The 16680-nt window shown below is 69.2% G+C and carries 12 protein-coding genes, 1 tRNA gene and 1 pseudogene; 9 read left to right on the top strand and 5 right to left on the bottom strand.

All coding sequences use genetic code 11. The features are described from left to right. Positions 1–661 precede the first annotated feature (661 nt). The 5 genes from AB8A24_RS29965 to AB8A24_RS29945 all read left to right on the top strand — a co-directional run bounded on the left by AB8A24_RS29965 (position 662) and on the right by AB8A24_RS29945 (position 4035). Positions 662–796, top strand: coding sequence for a hypothetical protein (locus AB8A24_RS29965; protein ID WP_328961662.1), 135 nt, complete (start codon positions 662–664; stop codon positions 794–796). Positions 797–1301: 505 nt separating this feature from the next. Continuing rightward, on the top strand, positions 1302–1946 hold the full coding sequence (locus AB8A24_RS29960; protein WP_328961663.1) for a hypothetical protein: 645 nt from the start codon (positions 1302–1304) through the stop codon (positions 1944–1946). Between the two features lie 291 nt (positions 1947–2237). Next, on the top strand, positions 2238–3482 hold the full coding sequence (locus AB8A24_RS29955; protein ID WP_328961664.1) for a restriction endonuclease: 1245 nt from the start codon (positions 2238–2240) through the stop codon (positions 3480–3482). Between the two features lie 58 nt (positions 3483–3540). Then, positions 3541–3618 (top strand) — tRNA-Arg (locus AB8A24_RS29950). A gap of 213 nt (positions 3619–3831) precedes the next feature. Further along, the gene (locus AB8A24_RS29945; RefSeq protein ID WP_328961665.1) at positions 3832–4035 is read left to right on the top strand and encodes a DUF397 domain-containing protein; all 204 of its coding nucleotides are present in this window, start codon (positions 3832–3834) and stop codon (positions 4033–4035) included. 86 nt (positions 4036–4121) lie between these two features. Here AB8A24_RS29945 and AB8A24_RS29940 read toward each other — a convergent pair whose 3' ends face one another. Next, complete coding sequence (locus AB8A24_RS29940; protein ID WP_369478073.1) at positions 4122–6386, bottom strand: hypothetical protein; 2265 nt, start codon at positions 6384–6386, stop codon at positions 4122–4124. Between the two features lie 83 nt (positions 6387–6469). Here AB8A24_RS29940 and AB8A24_RS29935 point away from each other — a divergent pair. Then, a pseudogene (locus AB8A24_RS29935) lies at positions 6470–6602 on the top strand (DNA-binding protein); the annotation flags it as partial. Positions 6603–6612: 10 nt separating this feature from the next. Here the strand turns inward: AB8A24_RS29935 and AB8A24_RS29930 are convergent. Together AB8A24_RS29930 and AB8A24_RS29925 are read right to left on the bottom strand one after the other, a co-directional pair. Then, positions 6613–9090: a helicase-associated domain-containing protein gene (locus AB8A24_RS29930; protein WP_369478072.1), complete on the bottom strand. Its 2478-nt coding sequence runs from the start codon at positions 9088–9090 to the stop codon at positions 6613–6615. Positions 9091–9265: 175 nt separating this feature from the next. Beyond that, entirely contained in the window at positions 9266–10699 is a 1434-nt protein-coding gene (locus tag AB8A24_RS29925) for an ATP-binding protein (protein WP_369478071.1), read from the bottom strand. 558 nt (positions 10700–11257) lie between these two features. Here AB8A24_RS29925 and AB8A24_RS29920 point away from each other — a divergent pair. The 3 genes from AB8A24_RS29920 (at position 11258) to AB8A24_RS29910 (ending at position 14497) form a co-directional block, all read left to right on the top strand. Then, entirely contained in the window at positions 11258–11887 is a 630-nt protein-coding gene (locus tag AB8A24_RS29920) for a hypothetical protein (protein WP_328961669.1), read from the top strand. A gap of 804 nt (positions 11888–12691) precedes the next feature. Beyond that, entirely contained in the window at positions 12692–13672 is a 981-nt protein-coding gene (locus tag AB8A24_RS29915) for an HNH endonuclease signature motif containing protein (protein WP_328961670.1), read from the top strand. A gap of 480 nt (positions 13673–14152) precedes the next feature. Beyond that, complete coding sequence (locus AB8A24_RS29910) at positions 14153–14497, top strand: hypothetical protein (RefSeq protein WP_369478070.1); 345 nt, start codon at positions 14153–14155, stop codon at positions 14495–14497. A gap of 32 nt (positions 14498–14529) precedes the next feature. Here AB8A24_RS29910 and AB8A24_RS29905 read toward each other — a convergent pair whose 3' ends face one another. Both AB8A24_RS29905 and AB8A24_RS29900 read right to left on the bottom strand, forming a co-directional pair. Then, positions 14530–15144, bottom strand: coding sequence for a hypothetical protein (locus AB8A24_RS29905; RefSeq protein WP_328961672.1), 615 nt, complete (start codon positions 15142–15144; stop codon positions 14530–14532). Next, on the bottom strand, positions 15141–16583 hold the full coding sequence (locus AB8A24_RS29900) for a hypothetical protein (RefSeq protein ID WP_369478069.1): 1443 nt from the start codon (positions 16581–16583) through the stop codon (positions 15141–15143). The genes AB8A24_RS29905 and AB8A24_RS29900 overlap by 4 nt, the downstream gene beginning before the upstream one ends. Positions 16584–16680 lie beyond the last annotated feature (97 nt).

The raw sequence follows: 16680 nt of genomic DNA, 5'->3' as shown, positions 1-16680 counted from the left end.
CCGGTGACAGAGCGAGCTGTTACAGGTTTCTCTACCTCATCAAGCACCCGGCTGCGCTCCGCTCCGCCGGGCGGCCTTTCCCGGCGCCGCTCCGCGCGACGCTCCTGCCTTCGGCCCGCTCCGCGCGCGCTTCGCCGCCGGCCGCCCCTGCAAGGCGGGATAGGCCAAAGGGCATGAGGCAGTCCCATACGGCTGGCGGTGCCATCACTCACCGACATGCCTCCGGCGGGGGCCTCCGACTCCGGGATGGCGGGGGCGCCGTTGGCGGGTGCCGGCCCGTGGAGGGTTGAGGCGGGGAACTCCCATCCCATCTGCCGTCGACCCAGGACAAGCCGAGCAGACACGGCACAGGGCATCCAGGTCGTTCGTCCAGTTGGGTGCTCCACCTGGGTGCCTGGCGCCACATGAGTCTGGGTCGACGGCGGACGGGATTGGGGGGTTGGGGTGGGGGTGGCGGACCGTGGCCAGGTCCAGGCCGCGGGTTGGGGAGTCTGTGTGGTGGCTGCCGGTCGGCACCGCTGTCCTGATCCCGAGGGCAGCACGGTCTGGGAGGGCGCACAAGGTCGTTCGTACAGTGGCGCGCTCCACCTTGTGCGCCCTCCCAGACCGTGCAGGGGCGGTGCCCATCAGGACAACGGCACCGACCTCGAAGGAGCACACCATGGCCTGCACCGACCCCCAGTGCGACAGCGGCATCATCCCCAACCGCTACTCCGACGACCCCGAAGACCTCACCCTCTGCCCCACCTGCAACCACGGCTACGACCCCCGCGACCACCACGACTACGCCAGTTGATCTGGCCCCCGGGCCCCGGCGCGAGTCGGGGCCCGAACTGCGGCTCAGGCGGGCGTTCAGGCACGGCAACCGTCACATGGCATGCGTGGCCGGGAGCGCTGCCGACTGCGGCCTGGACGGGGTGCCAAAAGACGGCCGGCGGCGAGGGAGGGGTGGCCTCTTGCGCACGGCCAGCCGACTGCCGAACCTGAGTTGGGCCGGGCGCCGTACCCCCGCCGTCACGGATGACGGGAGCGTGAGGCGAACGCACCACCGGGAATGGGCGGGCGGGGAGCTAGCTGCTGCCGCGATGTGGTGCCGGCCGGTGTGGTCGCTCCGCGTCGGTACCGGTCTCGTCGTGGCTGATGAGCGCGCCGTTTAGGCGTCTTCCGTTAGCTCGGCGTCCCCCTGACCATGCGCGATCCCATCCTGGGCACACACTGGCCAAAGCCGCCACGTCGACCTGTCACCTCCACTACCGTGGGCACACCATCAACATGACAGAGCGAGACGTGCTGGAGCGGTCTTGAGCGGTTGGGCAATCGCACTCGTAGTTTATTCTTCACTCGCACTAATTTCGTTCATCCCCGTGTTACGGGCGCTTACCAAATGGCTCGACCTGAAGCCCGGCGGCCCCTCCTTCACAGATTCACCCCACTTCTCCGAAGAAGGCAAGAATCGCCTTGCTCAAAATTTCGAAAGAATGCAAGGAACTCTGACATTCTGGAAAACCTATGCTGAAAGGTATCGCACCTTTCACATCTATTCACTGACCTGGATCAGCCTGTCGACGGTCGGCGTACCGCTCTTGGCCCAAGCCATCGACTCCGACCCGTGGTCTAAGTGGCTCCTCACGGTTGTCGCAGCACACTCGGCCATCCTGCTGGCAGTTTCGCGCGCCTTCAGGGTCGAGGCGCACTACAAAGCATTCCGAAATGGCGAATCGGAATTCTATGATCTTTACCGAAGGATGCTCGACCGTCCTGGCGTTTTCGGCGGTTCGGAGACCGTGCGAATCGACAAATATTTTGAGCAAGTCGAGACGGTTCGGAGGGTCGTGCGAGCCGCCGAGACTGACAACTTTCCATCCATGGAGGATGTCGCCCAGGAGTCTCGGGTCGGCCATCTCGGCGCCGGATCAGGCCCTGTTGGTACGCCGCAGCGAAACTGACGACTACCCGCAGCAGCCGTGCCAGACATGTGCCAGGTAAAGACGGTCAACGGCGGCTACCCGAGTGAGTCGCACGGCCCACCCGGGCACCCCATCTTCGCTGGTCAGAGGCAAGATAGCGCCTGCAAGATCGGCGATTCCCAAGCTCATAGCCATGAAAGTACGACCTGCCTGTCAGTGCTGGCCGCTACTGTCGCTGAAGATCGTCAGGCCAGTGCTGCTGTGGGGGTATACGTGGGTGGTCAGTTGCGTGTTGGTCAGGTGTATCGCTATGCAACCGGCAAGGATCCGGTGCCTGAGGAGTTGCAGGGATACCCCAACTTCCACCATGTAACTCACTCGCCGGACCTCGCCCGTGCCCTGCTGGAGGCCGGGATCAACGGCATGGCGAAGGTTCGGACGCCCGGCGGGGAGCGGCGGCCGGTGATTCTCATCCGGTCGAGTCCCTGGAAGGCCGGCACCGAGCAGACGCCCTGGCATGACGTGTTCGACATGGACAACGGGCACGTTCGGTACTTCGGCGACCACAAGGCCACCACCACCGTCGCGCCTGGGAAGACCAACGGCAATGCGGCCCTGCTTGATGCCTTCACGGGGCACCAGGGGCACACGCCCGAGGAGCGGGCCGCCGCCATTCCGTTGCTGCTGTTCCGGGCGGTCTCGCGCAGCGGCAAGGTCAAGGGGCACGTCGAGTTCTGCGGGCTGGGGATCATCGAGCGGGCCGAGCGACTGGTGCAGTGGGGCGGCAACGACCACACGACGTTCACGAACTACGTCTACGACGTCGCTCTCGTCGACCTCACGGACGAGGACGACAAGGTCTCATGGGAGTGGATCGACTCCCGCCGGGACAAAACCGTGCCCGACACGGAGACTCTCGAACTCGCGCCGCGGGCATGGCGTGAGTGGGTCAAGCACGGGAACTCCGCCCTCCCCAGGATCCGGCGACGGGTTGCCCGGGCCAAGGTGACCAAGGTGCCCGAGCAGCGCCCCAAGCCGGGAACCACCGAAGCCAAGGATCTGGAGCTGATCTACAAGTACTTCGACGGCCGTAAGCACGACTTCGAGGCCGTCGCGTCCGCGGTCGCGGCCCGTGTGTTGCGTGGGGCCGGGAACAGCTACGTCGAGGGGTGGCTGACGCGCAGGTCCGGCGACGGCGGAGCGGACTTCGTAGGCCGGCTCGACATCGGCAGTGGGCTCGCCGGTACCAGTCTCGTCGTCCTCGGCCAGGCCAAGTGCGTCAGGCTCGACAACCTGGTCACCGCCGAGCAGATCGCCCGCGTCGTGGCCCGGCTGCGACGCGGCTGGATCGGCGTCTACGTCACGACCGGGGCCTACTCCGTGCCCGCACAGACCGAGATGGTCGAAGACCAGTACCCGATCGTCCTGATCAACGGCTTGGAGCTGGCCCGAGAGCTCCGGAGCATGGCTCGGGACGACCACGGCGGAGACCTCGAAGCCTGCATCGAGCACATACTGACCGGCCGGGAAACTGCGGTCACCAACCGGCGCCCTGAAGAGATTTTGCTTGAGTAGCTGGCCTGCGAGCCGCGGCCTATTTGTGGACAGCAGCGCCTGAGCAAGCTGGTTCTGAGCCCCTGACCGGATGAAATGCGTGGGGCGCACGGGGCCTCCGGAGCCGTGTGCGCAGGTTCGAATCCTGCCGGGGGCACTTCGCAGGAAGTGCCACAGAGGCCCTCCAAACAGTGTCGCTACTGTTCGGGGGGTCTTTTTGTGTTCGCACCATGGCTACCCGCAGACCAGCAGCATTCGGGGGACAACACGTGGACGACAGGCTCCGGGATTTCGCGAAGGGGTCACCCAACTTCGGTGTCCTCGTCGAGTCCCGCACTGTCATTCAGCGCAGGGCCAAGGAGCACAGAACATGAACAGCGAACGCCATGGGACGCCGGATCTGACGGGCGCGATGTGGCGCAGCAGCACGTTCAGCGGTGGCAACAACGAGTGCGTCGAGGTCGCCGCCAACGTCCCCGGCATTGTCCCCGTCCGCGACAGCAAGCGGCCCGCCGGGCCTGTGATCGGGTTCGGGGCCGGCGCCTGGCAGGCGTTCGTCACGCAGGTGCGCTGACCGGGCGGCCCGGGGACAGGAGCCGGGCGGTCACGTCGCGGGCGCGGGGCTGGCTCCGCGCGGCCCCGGCCCGGCGTTCACGTCGGTCAGCGCCGCTTGCGCTTCCCGCCGGCGCGCTTGGCGGGCTTCTTCCTGCCCGGGGAGCGGGTCGTACCGCTGGTCTGGAAGGCTCGGCGGGCCTGTTCGGCGGTGGCGCGGTCGGGGTGGTGTGAGAGCTGCCGCGCCAGGAAGGCCGATGTGTACGGGTCCGCCGCCGTGAGGGCGGTGACCAGGGCCGGGCCGCCGCCGGGCCAGGCTGCGGCGGCCTTGTCGAAAGCGGCGTGGACTTCGGCGAACAGCTCGGGCTCCTCCTCGTTCGGAGCCGCCGCCATGCGGTGGTCGAGGGATGCGGCGCTCCGTACGGCTTCGAGCACATCGACCAGGTACACCGCGCGGGCCGACAGCGGAACGGCTGAGGGGTCGGGCGCCTGGCCGCGTGCGTGCAGGGTGTGCTCGGCCCAGCCGCCCAGGACCGGGTCGGCCAGCAGGGCGTGCAGGGTCTCGGCGGGCACGGCGGTCGCGTCCAGGGCGGCGAGCAGCGCTCGCCGCCTGGCGGGCTCCTCCGCAGGGCGGGCGGCGGAGATCGCCGCGAACAGAGGGGTCCATCCGTCGGTGCGCTGCGCGGCCGGCCAGTCGCCGACGGTCGGCCGGGCGGCCCGCTTCGGCCACCACTGGGCTGCCGCGACGAGCCGTTCCGCGTCCCAGGCGAGTATCTGCTCCCGCGTGGGGAAGACATCGGCGGCTTCGCCTCCGAGGCCCAGGAGGAGGGCGTCGCGGAGCAGGGCGGAGCCGAGTGGGGTGAGGCTGAGTGCGTCTCCGGCCCGTTCGGTCATGCCCAGAGCGGCCAGGCGGTCCATCAGGCGCACGAGGCGGGCAGCGGACGGGATCAGATCCGTACGGTCGGACGCGGTGAGTGCCGGGAGTCCCAGGAGCGCGGACAGGGCCTGGGGGTCGGGCAGTTCGTACTCTCCGGTGGCCGGGACGGACGCGTCGGGGTCGCTCTCATGGCCCGGCGGCACGAACCACATGTCGTTCAGGGCAGCCACGCGGGCCACGGACTGCGCCATCCCCGCTTGCTCGCACAGGAGGTAGAGGGTGATCAGGTGCTCACCGTCGTACTCCTCTGCCGTCTCCTCCTCGGCCAACTGCGCCAGTAGGGCACCGAGCAGGTTCAGGGCCAGTCCGGTCAGCTCGGCGGGGCCACCCTCACGCCAGGCCTCGGCCGATGGCCCCGCGCTCGGCGCGCCGCCCTGCTCCCGCACCAGGAACCCGCTCGCCAGAGCCAGTTCGCGCGTCCGTTCGTCCGCGTCCTCCGGGTCGGCGGCGGCTCGCGCCAGGAGCTGGGGCAACGGGGCAGAACGCAGCAGCGCGGCCTGTTCCTCCGGGGAGGCCGGCAACGGGGCCGGTGGCAGCGGCGCGAAGGCGTCGCCAAACATCTCCAGGTGCTGACCGGCCATGGCCTCGGCGAGGGCGAGGAGAGGGGTGGCAGCGCTGCCACCGCTCGGTGCCAGGTGCGCGAAGGGGCCGCGTAGCAGGGTGTCGAGCCCGGCTGCGGTCCAGCGATCGGCGAGCACGCCCGCCTGCTCGTCGTACCAGTCGCCCCTCTCGTCGTCCGGCTTGCCTACGGGGGCATCGGCGACCAGCAGGCCCTCTCCGGGGCGGGGCCGCACCTGCTGGGCCAGCGCCACGGCCTCCAGCCGTGCGGCGAGCAGCGGACGGGCCTGCCTGGAGCGTTCCGCGCACAGCGCCTCCACGTATGCCGCTTCGGCGAGCGGTCCGTTCGGAGAGGAGGAGGCGGAGGAGGCGAAGCCGAGCGCGGCGTGCCGCTCGGGGTGCGGGCGCGTCGCGGCGAACGCCTCCAGCCAGTCGCGCACAGCCCGGGGATCGGTGGCGTCCACGCCCGCGGCGCGCAGCAGGTTTCCGTACAGCCGCGGCCAGGTGAGGCGGCGGGGGCTCGTCATCGCCTGGGTGAAGCCCTCGGCCAGCTCGTGCACCCGGGTCACGAGGTTCGCCTGCCGCTTGGCGTTGAGGCGGCCGGCCTCGTGTGTGTGGTCGATCAGCGCCACCAGCGCGGCCACGAAGCCCGGCAGCTCTTCCTCGGTGGCGCTGACGTACAGCGGGAGCAGGATGTGCAGCAGTTCCTCGGCCAGCTCCTCGGTGGGCTCGGGCAAGCCGGTCCGGCGGCGTGCTTCGCCCAGCGCGAGCAGACCGAGGACGGCCTCGGCCGCCCGCGCGTCCAGCGGGGCGCCTCGCTCTTCGGCCCGGGCAAGGAACGAGTCCAGATCAAGGAGAAGTGGCGTGGCGGTGGTCATCCCGGCAGCCTAGCGACGCGGCCCAGCCGCCCGTTCCCATAGTTGAGATCCGGGACGGCGAACGGGAGCGCGACGTGCGAAAGCACATGTACGCCATCGATGGCATGCACACCGCCACCGCCACTCAGCTCGCCCGGCCCTGTCACCGTGCTCACCTCCACGCCGATAGCCCTGACGGCGCTGTGCGGCGGTCGGGCCACCGTCATCGAGGTCTGACCCACGCGTCCTAGCCGGCCGAGGTGAGTGCGGAGGCCAGCGCGCGGGCGCTCGCGGGGACGCCGCGGGCCGGTTCGCCGTGTACGGGGTGGGCCTGGTCCAGGGTGGGCAGGAGGCTCGGGGCGCGGTCCGCTGGGGCGCGGTCCAGGACGGTGGTGCCGGTCTCGGCTTCCTGGGTGGGGGCGTAGCCGGCCGTGCGGAGGGCTGACAGCGTCTCCTCCGGCGGGGCCGAGGAGATCAGGACCGTGGGGGCGATCCGGCGGAGGCGGAGTTTGGTCAGGCCGCGGGACTGGGCCACCTCGGCGATCAGGGCGGTGTCGTCGGAGCGGATGCAGCAGGCGGAGCGGACGACCTTGAGTTGTCCGTGGGTGCGGGCGGTGTCCTTGATCGTGTAGGCCAGTGGTTGGGGGAGGGGGGCGTCGCGCTCGCTTGCCGCCGTGAGGCGGTCGAGGAGTTCGTCCGCGCTCCAGCCGGCGTCCAGGGCCCGGCGGATGGAGGTTGCCGTGATGCGCCAGACCACCGCGTGCCCCTCGGACTCGATGTCGCCGACGGCGGAGAGCAGGTCGGCGAGGGCGGGCGCGGGCGCGCCGGTGACCGTGGCGGTCAGGTCGCTCTGGAACCGGGCCGTGACGCTGGGCTCGGGCAGCGCTGCGTACAGCTCCTCACGGAGGCTGGTCACCGCCTTCGCCAGGGTGGGGCGGAGGGCGAGGTCTTCGCCCAGGCCCTCCGAGCCGCGGGCGGACGCGTCGGCGCCCGCGCCGGGCACTGCCGGGTAGTGGTGGGCGGCTCCCGCCTCCAGCAGTCGGCACAGGGCCCGCCCGGCGGGGGTGAGCGCGCCGTGGGCCACCACGCCGAGCAGGGCCGCCTCCGTCAGGGTGGCCGCCATGCGGTCGAGGACTCCGTCCAGGCCGGTCAGTTCCCCCGTGGCGTCTGCGGCCAGGTGAGCGCGCAGGGCGGGCTGGAACCATGCGGCCAGGGCGAGCAGTTCGGTGTATCCGCGCGCGTTCGCGGTCAGCCCGTGTCCGTCGGGGAGGAGGGCGAGCGCTCGTAGGACCCCCGTGCGGAGGGTCACGGCGTCCTCGTCCTGCGGGCTGATGAGCGCGACCGGGGTCTCGTCGGGGTCCGGCCAGTGGCTGAGAACTGCGGGGACCACGGCCCAGGCTGCCAGGAGCGGCAGCAGTTTGGCCGCGGGCGGAGCGGCGGCCCAGGCGTCGTAGCGGTCGCTCGGCAACAGCTGGGCCGAGGGCTTGGGGGCCTTGGGGTTCCGGCGGCCGCGGGAAGTGGGGGCCGGTTCGTCGTCCCGGGGCGCGGCCAGTCCGGCGTTCACCGCGAGGTCCAGCCACAGCCGGGTGTCGGCCTCATCGGCTCCGGCCGCCTTGGCCAGCCGCCGGGTGTCCCGTACGGCGATCCCGCCCGCCTTGCGGATCGCGACGGGCTGGGCCGCCAGTGCACGCAGGACGAGTTCGGCCCGCCAGGCGGCCGCCGCGGCGGCCGTGCCACCCTCGCCCTCCCAGCCGGACGGCAGCGGCGCGGTGGCGGTGATCGGCTCCGGTTCCAGCCGGGGGCTGGGGGCCGCGCCCGCATCGCGGAGCGCACGGGCGACCTCGTAAGGAAGTTCCACCAGGTCGAGGCCGGAGGGAATCAGTAGTCCGCGCCCGGCCAGCCAGTCGGTGCCCTCGTCGCCGCTGCCGCCCTCCCGGAAGACGTACTTGGCGTCCGGGCCCGCGTACTGCTCCCCGTATCGGCCGACGAAGCAGTGGGTACGCAGCAGCGGCGGGCCGGGTACCAGGTGGTCCAGCAGCTCCAGCGCCCGGACCGGGGCGTCCGACACCAGTGCCCGCACCCGGGCGGGATCGGCGAGCAGAGCGGTGATCAGCTCCTGGGCCTGGTCGCGGGTGCGGGCCGCGCCCTCGCCGAAGAGGTTTGCGGCGATCCGCTTGACCTCGGGGGCGTTGTAGGCGCTGGTCAGCAGCCGGTCGGCCCTGCGCCCGTAACCGTCGAACCCGGCGGCGCGGATGTGCAGCAGTGGTGGGAGTGCCAGTCGACCCTTGGGCGCGGGGAGCAACAGCGCGCGCTCCCGGAGCCGGGCGAGAACGTGCTCCGCCCGCTGCCGCTTCTCCCCCGGCTCGAACCAGGACAGTACGTCCCGCTCGGGCACCCATCGGTCCGCGGGTTCCACCGGGGGAACGGGCTTCCGCTGTTGCCAGGGATAGCGGGGCCCGTCCTCGGCCTCGCCACCGGCTACGGGGCCGTGCCGCTCCAGGGCAAGGGCGGCGATGGAAGCGAGCAATTCCAGTTCTCCGGCGGTGCCCGCCATCAGGCCCTGGCCCACCGACTCGTCGGTCAGCAGGTGTTCGGCGAGCTCGCGAAGGGTGGTGATCCGTCGGTACCCGGCGGCGAGCGGCAGATCCCGCTCCTCCAGCAACGCGGTCAGCCGCTGAGGATCCAGGGTTCCCAGCCATTTCACAAGGGCGGTACGCGCATTCACCCGGCCAGGCTAGCGCCGTCCGCTCACCCCGCGGGGGTGAACCGGACCCGTCACCTCGCCGCCGTGCAGACGGGTTTCGACGTCCGGAAGGTTCTGAGCATGCGGTCGATGTCTCCCGCCACTGGGCGCCCGAGGCAGGTACATCACCATGACCGTGCTTGACGGTTTCCCCCGGCTACCGCCAGGCACGGACAAGGTCCTCCGGACCCCAGTGTGCCGCCAGAGGCAGACCGTCCTCGATGCCGCAACGGGACACCGCCACCAGCGCCGTGTCCGGCTCGGCGCCGGGCACGGCGAGCATGTCCCGCACCAGGGCGTCGTACTCGCGCCAGCCGAACGGCTGCGACTCCAGCCACTTCACCGAGCCGATGAAGTGAACCTGCCCTGCCACGGGTTCGCGGTCGGCTCCGATCAGGTCGATCTCCGGGTTGTTCTGCCGGTTCCACCAGCCGCCGACCGCCTCCGTCTGCGGCCACATCTCGTCGGGCAGCAGCCGCAGCAGCGACTCGCGGACGATCGGCTCGACGGCCCGGCCCCGCCATGTCGTCCACGACCGCTCGATGCGCTCCAGCGCCAGATCACCACGACCACGCTCGATGAGCGGGATCCCGCGTTGCAGGAAAGCCAGCCAGAACCGCAGGTACGGATCGGCGATGCGATAGCGCTTGTTCTTGCTGTCCGCCTTGACCGAGAGCGGCAGGTCAGCGGCCAGGACTCGCTTGGCCAGCAGCGTGTTCAACAGCGGAGACAACGTACCCGAGGGCAGCGCGCCCGCACCGCCGGCCTGTGCGGCAATGGTGGAGAAGGTCCGCTCGCCACTGCCGACCGCTTCCAGGATCGCGCGCGAGTGGGACGCCTCGGGAAACTCCCCCAGCAGCGACAGTTCGCCCGCCACCAACAGCGGCGCAAGCGGGTTGGACACGGCCTCGCGCAGAAAGTCTCGGCGGCCCATCCCCGGCCGCCAGGACTGAACGATCTCCGGGAATCCTCCGGTGATCAGCAGCGCGTCCACCGCTTCCGCCGCGTCAAGGCCGGTCATCGCCTGCACATCGGCCAGGTGCAGCGGCTGTACGGTCATCTTGGCCGCCCGGCCGAAAAAGGGTCGGCCATAGGACTGCAGCGCCTCCATGACCGACATGTCACTGCCGACCAGGATCAACAGGACGGGCTTGGCGGACAAGTGCCGGTCCCAGACCGTCTGCAGCGCCCCCTCGAACTCCCCGTCCTGTTCGACCAGCCACGGCACCTCGTCGACCACCGCGATGCTCGGGGCGTCGTCCGGAACCGCGACCGCCAGGGAACGCAGTGCCTGGTTCCAGTCGGCGGCCTGCAGCCCGGCCACCAGCTCAGCGCCGGGAAGAGGGGAATGCGCCAGCGTCGCGGCGAAGTCCGCCCGCTCGGCCACCGCGTTGCGTCCCCGGGTCGCCTGGAAGACCACGTACGGAAGGCCGGAACGGTCGCAGAACTCCTGGACCAGACGAGACTTGCCCACCCGGCGCCGCCCCGTCACGATCACAGCCTGACCACGCGTGGCGCCCGTACCGCCGACCACCAGCCCCAGCTGTCGAGCCAGCTGATCCAGATCAGCAGACCTGCCCTTGAACTCCATCAGCGCTCCACCCCCAGCATCCATAAAACATAGATTCGATATTACGTAGATTGAATCTTACTTAGATACTAGCTCGCTTCTGGCGGCCCCGTCGGCAGCCTCGCCGGGGCGGCGGGGAAGGAATCCGCGTGTCGGCGCCTCAGCCACGGGGGCCCACACCATCCACATTCTGCGATATTCAGTACATTTCCGAGTCGTGGGACATGTGTGGGACGACAGGCCTGACAACTCATCAGCTACGCATCTGACCTGGGCAAACACGTGGGTGCGATCCGGCCTCCGGAGCCGTGTGCGCAGGTTCGAATCCTGCCGGGGGCACTTCGCAGGAAGTGCCCAAAGACCCCGCCATCAGCGGTAGCGCTGAAGCCGGGGTCTTCGCGTATGCGCAGCCAACTGCCGCCCTGTGCACCCGTATGCCAGACCCTGCGGCCTATTCGTGGACAGGTTCCTGGGGTATTCCCGCAGGTGACGACGCTCCTCATGGGCGAGCAACGCCGGCCTTCATCCTCGCGTCCTGGTCTTGGAGGATGTATCGGACGATCTGGGGGATCCGTGGATGTGAACACGCTGGCCGTCGCACTCATCAGCGCCGGAGGAGTGCTGGGCGGCACTCTGGGCGGGGCAATGCTCAGCCAGCGCGCCGGCCGAACCCAAGCTGCGGAACAGAACCGGCGTGCCGACCGTGAACGAGAGGAAGGGCGCGTTGAGCAGGCGCTGCTGGCCAAGCGCGACCTGTATGCCCATCTGAACACTGCAGCGCGCGCCTATCGGGTTGCCGCCAGGGATGCTGTCGAAGCCGCGGCACGCGGTGAGAATACCGACCCTTTGCTCCTCGACGCTGCCAAGGAAGCGTGGGCGGAACAGTACTCCCAAGCTCAGATGGCACTGTCGAATGATGTCTTGCAGATAGCCTCAGCTCTCAACAGATCGCTCGGGGTCGGATACTCGGCCGTCAAACAGCTGCCGAGCAGTCCCAGGCCCGACGAGGCATACCAGCGAGCCAAGGCATGGTTCAGCGGCCCCCTGTCCGACGGCGTGTATCTCCTGCGCGTCGTGCTGCGACATGACCTCGGCGTCGAGGTCGATCCTCACTTCGAGCAGACCCGGGTACAGATGCTCGCTGCGCTCAACAGCGCACGTGACGGCCTCGCTGTGGCACTCGCCAGGGAGCGATCCCAGACCACCTGAGGAGCTACCCGTGCTATTGGACGGGCAAAGAGGACCCGCCACAGCCCGGAGGCGATGTGGTTGCGGCCGGTGTGATCGCGCCGCTCGGTACCGGTCTCGTTGTGGCCGATGAGCGTGTCGTCCAAAGATCCGCCCGAGGTGCCGCCGGCGTGCTCACCCCTGATCATGCTCGACCCCAGCCCAGGCAGGACACCGGCCGAAGCCGACCAGCCGATCGCATGGACGTGTTCAGGCGTGATGGTCTGGCATCCGCCTGTGCTTGATTCATAGTGGGGATCTTGGGCGCGCCCATCCAAGCTCTTGTGGCACGGGATCAGGGCGCTGCGGGGAGGCCTCTTCACGGTGCTCGTGCCCTCTCGCCGTACTCAGTGGCTCAGTCAGCGCAGGGAGCGCCGAGCGGCCAGGCGTCGGCTACGTGAAGCGGTGGCCCAGTACGCGCACGATGCGACATCAGTAGACGAGGAGAGTCTCCGGCTCGCCCGCATGCGTAAGGAATCTGAGCAGCGATCGGCCACGCAGTTGAGGCGACACGAACAGGCGCGCCGCCTGCGCGTCGGACGGAGACTGAGGGTTGGCCGGCTGACATCAATCACTGACACCAACAGTCGCGAAGGACGGCGGTCTGACACGAACCTGCGCCGACCGAGCGTGTTCCAGTTTGGTGGGTCCGGACCATACGTACTTCGCAAGGCACGACTTGGTACAGGCGCCGGCACCGATCCGTTCGGCTGCGGGGGGCCACAGGGGGTGTGGGGATCTGCGGTTGCCGCGCTCGGTGTCAGTGCCTGTTCGTATGATCGCGCCATGGATGCGGTGGAGGTCGCAACAGCGATCGCACGTGGCAATGCTTGGTCATTCTTGGTCGTCGGCGAGGAACGGCAGTTCCAGGGAAACGCCGGCTACGAGGACGTCATGGAGGAGTCCTACAGCTACGACTCGACCGTGGGGAACCATCGCCGGGTGGCAGTGGGTGATCTTGTCGTCATCCGTACCGGCCGCGAGGCTCTGGGCATCGGGTACGTGGAAGAGCTGGAGGTGATACCGGACCAGGAGAAGCCTCGCAGTCGATGCCCGCAGTGTGGGAGCACCGGGTTCAAGGAACGGACGTCCCAGCAACCCCGCTACCGCTGCAGTCCGTGCGCCACCGCCTTCGACCACCCGAGGGTCGAGACGATTCAGGTGACCAACTACAGGGCGCACTACGGGGGGACTTGGCAGCCCCTCGAGGGGAGCTTGGGCAAGGCCCAGCTGGCCGATCTCAGCCTCAGCAAGTCCGATCAGCAGTCGATCAAGGCCATGGACAGGGCGAAGACGCTTGCCGCGGTGGCCTCACGAGGAATCCGTCTCCCTCATCAGAGCCGAGCGGCCGCTGTACAAGGGCATCGTCCCTTCGAGTTGCCAGGGGGGCGCAGGCGGACGACGGCAGCAGCTCGACGCGGCCAGGATGCATTCCGTAGGGCCCTGGTCCGCCAGTACGGGCTGGTCTGTGCGGTAACCGGCGCAGCGCCGGCGGAGGTGCTCGAAGCCGCTCACCTTCGGCCGTTCGCGACCACGGAACGGCATCTCATCGGGGAGGGGTTGCTCCTGCGCTCGGACATCCACCGCCTGTTCGACAGCGGCCTACTGGCCATCAGCCATGACCTGACCGTGCGTATCGCACCGAGCATTGCAGGCCATGCTGCGTACAGCCCCTTGGACGGTTCGTCCCTGCACATTCCGGAGGCAGCCCCGTTGGATCGCGCGGTGATTGCGGAGCACCATGCCGCTACCACCGCCACGTGGTGACGTAACCGGTCACGGCCTACATGTGGGCAGATGCCGTGGCGCCTGCTGAACCGCGGCAACCGTCGCATGGTATGCGTGGCCACGAGCGAACGCCGACTGCGGCAGGAATGGTCCTGAGCCGCCCCGGTAGGCACGCGCCGGAGGAAGGGCCTCGTGGAGTCGCTCGGTTATGCGTTCAGCACCCTGGTCTGGGGTGCGCCTGTTGTCGCTCTGCTCGTCGGGGCGACGGCAATGGGCGTGGGGGTGCGCCGGCGACGCAATGCGATTGCCTCACTGGAGCGCGAGGCGGGGTAGGACGACGGACAGCAGCGGCGTACCGCACCCGCGCCGCGAAGCCGTGAAGCAGCCGGCATGAGTCGCCGCTGTTCGAGGGTGGCGCGTTCCCGTGGTTGTCGGGTGCGCCGACGAAGCCGGTGTCGATCGAAGGTCGCATGTCCGGGACGGACGGTGGCTGTCAGAGCTCGGTGGGAAGGTGCTGCCATGGACGACACACTTTTCGACCTGCCGGAGGTGCCTTCGGAGCACGCGGTGATGGCTCGCTTCCGGCTGGGTGGTGACGACTTCGGTGAATCCGACCAGTGGTCACGGGTGTTCGACGCCGAGCGGTCCTTGGCGGCGGCTGTCGTCGCCGCTGGTGTCGGCGAGGTCGATGGCAACGAGTTCGGCGGGGGCGAGGTGGTGATCTTCGCCTACGGGCCGGACGCGGACGCCCTGTACCGGGTGATGGAGCCGGGCCTGCGTGCGCTTCCGTTTCGGCCGGCGCATGTCGTGTTGCGGTACGGGGAGCCAGCTGAAGACGTGATGAGCGAGCGGATCGAGCTCTGAGCCGCCACCGCCATTGGCGTCGGGGGCCGCGCTCAGGTCGGCGGCTTCTCGAGGGGGGCGTCGCTGCCGGCCCAGATGTAGACGCGGGTGGTGCCGGGCTGGAACTCGTGTGCGTGGATGTCCGCGCACAGTCCGAGGGCATCGCTTTCGGGTGTCTTCGCCTCGTGAGGGCAGACACTGGTGATGCGCATGCCCTCGGTGAAGGTCTCGGGTTCGGGCAGACCAAGGTGGCTGAAGCCGTCGCTCCGGGTGTAGCCCGGCTCCTCCGGGTGCCGGTTGCGGGCCATCTGGGCGCCCTCTCGCAGGAGCGGCTGCAGGAACCGATCCGCCTCCGCGGTCGAAACGGTGAAGGTGAGCAGCGCGACGTCATACTGCACGTTGCTGTGTAGCCCGGCCCGCAGATCGGTGGCCGTCTCCGGAACCCGCAGACCGAGCATGCCCGCCGTCCACTCGGGCGTGGCGTTCTCCTCCCAGCAACATGCCCGCCCCTCGGCATCGGCCGGCTGTCCCCACTCGTACGTGAGTGTCAGGAGCAGCGCGAGGACCCCGAGAATGCACAGGCTCACGAAGATCCCGGCCCCGATGGCGAGGCGCCGTTGCCAGGGCCTGCGCCGCCCGGTACCGGCCGCAGTCGCAGGACGGTTCATCGGTCGATGTCCCCTCCGCCGTCCCGGGCATGGAGGCCCGGATCGCTGCGTTCGCCGGCGCGCCCGGGGTCGTCGGGGGCAGGTGCTGCCGCCCCACTGCCCAGCTCGTAGTGCTTCACCGAAATGCTTCCCGCCATGTTGAACTCCTGGGCCAGGCCGACCTTGTGCTGCTGGCTCGACTCGCCGTCGGGGATCTCGAACTTCCCGATGGTCACGCCCTTGCCCTCATCCCAGTTGTACCGGTCCCAGACGTTGACCTGGTAGTCGAGGCCGACCACCGGTTTGCCGTCCGCACCCGGCGTGACGGTCATCACCCCCGTCACGTTCGACTGGGCGCCGCCGACCGCGTAGTACCAGTTACGGTCTGTTGCGTCGCCGAAGTAGTAGCCCTCGTTGCGTGTCTCGACCGGTATCACGACCGGGCGGCCGCCGTTCCTCTCGTACTCCGTCAACGCCTGCTCCCGCCACTCCTTCTCGTTCTCCTGGAGGAACAGCTGGTCGACGTGGGCCTGAAAGCCCTTGTTGTCGGTGAGCATCTTGTCGACCGGAAGCTCCATCGGGGTACCGGTGTTGTCCAGGTAGTGCTTCATGTGGCGTGAGGCGTCGTTCAGGTCACCGCCGTCGGCCAGGACCACGAGTGCCTGCATCTTCGTCCTGGTGACCCAGTCGTTCCATTCGATGTCCGCCGCCCCGTGCTGGCCGGACCCGCGGTCGGATGCCACCTGCTGGACCGAGGGGTTGAGGAGTCCGGCGGCCGGCAGGTCGTTCTTGTGGGCGGTCCACAGCTGCATGCGGGCGTCAGGGCTGAGCGACTGCCAGAGCCTGCGCAGCTCCGCCTGCTGGGCCGGCTCGGCGTCCCCGCCCAGTGCGGCCAGCGTCATGGCCCGCGGCAGCTGGTCCTGGTCGAGCGAGGTGTATTCGGCGTGGCCGGCGTCGTACGGGTCGGCTCCGTGGGAGGCGCGCAAGGCGCGGGTGACCGCGGCATCCACCTCGGCCGCGTGGGTGACCAGGCCGGCGAGCGTGTCCGCGTACCAGCGGATCATGTCCTGGGTGCGCTGGTTGGGGCCCTTCGCATCGCAGATGGACGATTCCACTCGGACCTTGCCACCGCCGCCGTCGGACACGAGCAACCCCGGATCCGGCTCCGGGCGGTGGGTCGGGTCACCCTGCCGCGCCTCGTCGGCCAGGGCCTTCGCCTGCTTCTGGATCCGGGTCAGCTCCTCATGGGCGTCGGTGAGGACCGCGTGGATGCTCTTGGCCTCACGCTGGAGATCGTCCACCTCCTTCGCCGCGCTGCGGACGAATTCCCTGGTGACGGTCGCGTTGACCCCCTCCCACCTGGCCGCCTCGGACTTCTTGACGAGGCCGTCGCGTACGGTGCCGTGCAGCTTGGCGAGTTCCTCCGCGGCCGTCTTCCACTCCGTTGCGGCTTCGTTCACCTTGGCGAGGGAGCAGGCGGCTCCGCTGTCTGCGTCGCCTCCGCGCAGGACTCTGCCCCAACATTCGGCCACAGCCGAATCTCTGGAGGGCCGCAGG

The sequence above is a fragment of the Streptomyces sp. BF23-19 genome, from assembly GCF_041106355.1.
Taxonomy (GTDB): Bacteria; Actinomycetota; Actinomycetes; order Streptomycetales; family Streptomycetaceae; genus Streptomyces; species Streptomyces virginiae_A.
This window is presented reverse-complemented; position numbering and strand designations above follow the sequence as displayed.